The sequence below is a fragment of the Bartonella sp. MU70NMGDW genome, assembly GCF_042194085.1.
GTDB lineage: Bacteria > Pseudomonadota > Alphaproteobacteria > Rhizobiales > Rhizobiaceae > Bartonella > Bartonella grahamii.
In genome coordinates this window covers 1-2,324 of record NZ_JBHIMK010000194.1, presented here as the reverse complement: position 1 = coordinate 2,324, position 2,324 = coordinate 1, and the positions used below count along the sequence as shown (strand labels likewise).

4 protein-coding genes and 1 pseudogene are annotated in these 2,324 nt (G+C 38.6%); 3 read left to right on the top strand and 2 right to left on the bottom strand.

The annotated features are described in order from the left end of the window. Positions 1-272 (bottom strand): annotated as a pseudogene (locus ACFIKE_RS09650) (phage tail protein); the annotation flags it as partial. Between the two features lie 357 nt (positions 273-629). On the opposite strand from ACFIKE_RS09650, the gene ACFIKE_RS09645 reads away from it, so the two are divergent. From ACFIKE_RS09645 to ACFIKE_RS09635, 3 genes are all read left to right on the top strand, one after another. Further along, entirely contained in the window at positions 630-1,163 is a 534-nt protein-coding gene (locus tag ACFIKE_RS09645) for an antA/AntB antirepressor family protein (RefSeq protein WP_375626900.1), read from the top strand. Between the two features lie 124 nt (positions 1,164-1,287). Next, a complete protein-coding gene (locus ACFIKE_RS09640; protein WP_375627072.1) occupies positions 1,288-1,539 on the top strand; it encodes a type II toxin-antitoxin system prevent-host-death family antitoxin in 252 nt (83 codons plus the stop codon). Beyond that, positions 1,532-1,918: a hypothetical protein gene (locus tag ACFIKE_RS09635; RefSeq protein ID WP_375627593.1), complete on the top strand. Its 387-nt coding sequence runs from the start codon at positions 1,532-1,534 to the stop codon at positions 1,916-1,918. The genes ACFIKE_RS09640 and ACFIKE_RS09635 overlap by 8 nt, the downstream gene beginning before the upstream one ends. A 9-nt stretch (positions 1,919-1,927) precedes the next feature. On the opposite strand, the gene ACFIKE_RS09630 is transcribed toward ACFIKE_RS09635, so the two are convergent. Next, positions 1,928-2,236 (bottom strand): HigA family addiction module antitoxin, encoded by a 309-nt coding sequence (locus ACFIKE_RS09630; RefSeq protein WP_375649609.1) that lies wholly within the window; start codon positions 2,234-2,236, stop codon positions 1,928-1,930. Positions 2,237-2,324 lie beyond the last annotated feature (88 nt).

Below are 2,324 nucleotides of genomic sequence, written 5' to 3'. Positions count from 1 at the left end.
ACGCGCACGACAACAACAATGGCACCCACTTGCTTGAAAATGAGATCAAGGGCATTAGGTAGGGTGCCTTGACGCTTACCCGTTTTATCGAGTTTTGCAGCTTGTGAAAGAGAGCCTGCTACCAAAACGGGTGTGTTGAGAGGGAATGCTTGTTCATCGGCATCGGGTGCTGTGCCAACAATCCCGATAACTGCCGATTGTACCGCGCGAAGGGGTCGGGTGCCGTCGTCAACTTCAACGACTTCAACACCGTGTAGAAAACCTGTTGCCATACTTTATGCTCCTTTAAATGAGGGGTGAATGAAAATGAATGGGAAAAATGAGAGGTAAAAAGCCGCTTTTGAAAACGACTTGACAAAATATTCAAAACCGTTAGATTCATACAAAGGTGCTTGAAAAACACCTTAAAACAACAAGCGGATTGGTTACCGAAATAATCAGTCTTCTGTACATTAAAGACTTTGACTCATTATATGCTACACGCATATAATAGCTTTGTCGGGTGTGGTTACGCTATACAATACCCTTTCGGGGGAAAGGCATAACGACGGGCTTGTTGCCGTGTTTTTCAGCACCCGGCATTTTTATAAAAAATGTCAATGAAAAACGTCTAACAACAAGGAGTTCTCATGAATACTCTTATTCCAATATCGGAACAAATCATTGATCAGGAAACTGTTCAAACTGTTAACGCTCGTGATTTGCATACGTTTTTGAAGGTAACATCTCGTTTTAACGATTGGATTATTAATCGTATTAAAGAATATGGTTTCCTAGAAAATAAGGACTTTGCGAGTTTTACTAAAAATTTAGTAAAACCTAAAGGCGGTCGTCCAAGTACAGAATATCACATCACTTTAGACATGGCGAAAGAGCTCTCAATGGTGGAACGTAACGAGAAAGGACGTCAAGCACGCCGTTACTTTATTGAGTGTGAAAAGAAACTGAGAAACCAATCTGTTGATTATGATCGTGATACGCGTTTTGATTTGCCAAGTTATTGGGAAGGTATGAAACCTGGTGAAAAAGTTTTGTATCTTTTAGGTCCAATTCATATGCGTCTTCTTGATGCCTTCAGAGTAGACGAAGAAAACAGAAAATATAAAGCCCTCATTAAAGAAGCAAAAAAGGTCTTAGCAAGTCCGATTACAAAAGCTGCTTAACTTTAAAAACATGATTTTCTCTCCTCGTCTTTTAGGCGGGGAGGTGGTTAACAGCATAAAATATCTTTACATAATACATATTGTACGTATAATACGTATTATACATTAAAGATAGGATGTGCATATGAAAAAATATAGTTTTACAGATGTAAACCGCGGGGCAGGCGATATTTTAGACGAGGCTATGTCTACACCTGTAGCTTTAACAAAGCGAGGGCGTGAAAAAATCATTATGCTTCCTGTTGATTTATATCATGAATTAATAAAAGCGCGTTCTCGTATACAATCTTTTGTTTATGCAGATGCACCGCAAAATATATTAGACGATTTAGATCGTGGTTTAGATGATATTTTAAATGGCGACGAATATGTTTAAAGCAGGGGATGTTGTTCAATATTATTATTTATGGCACGAACAAGCGCAAAAAGGTGAACATTCGGGGCGCAAAGCGCGTCCTTCCTGTGTTATGGTTAAAACTGAAAGCCATTTCTTTTTGTTTCCTATCACTTCTCAAGAGCCTATTAATTTACAATATAGCTTAAAAGTACCTGAGATAGAATGTAGACGTGCGGGGTTGCAAATGCAATCTTGGGTGCGTGTTGATGAATTTAATGTTGTTCCTTGCGAATCTTTGTTTGACTTTGAAGATTTAAAACCACAAGGGCGTTTTAGCCTCGCTTTCGTGCGTAAAATTGCACTTAAAATTAAAGAAGTTAAAGCAATAAAACCACTTGGAAAAGTCTCTAGAGATTGAGTCACAAAGTCAAACAGCGTGGAGTGTTGGAACTTTGCTAACATCTGTTTCACGTTCAGCATGCCACGCATCATAATTCGCTTGCATACGTAACCATATGGCAGCTCCATTCCCAAACATTTTGCCAAGACAAGCCGAAAGAGAAGGAGATATAGGCTTTTCGGCATTTAGAATATCATAGAGATGTTGGCGTGATATACCGAGCATTTGTGCAATTTCTGACTTTGTTTTGCCTGTTTCAGGAATAATATCTGCTAAAACTTCTCCTGGATGAGTAGGACAGCGGTTTTTATCTCTTTGTGCAGGAATGTCATCCATAACTGTATCCTTTCTTAATAAAGTGAATACGAAGTTTAAATTCTATTGTCATTTTGCTCTCCAAATTAATGAAGAGACCATAACAATC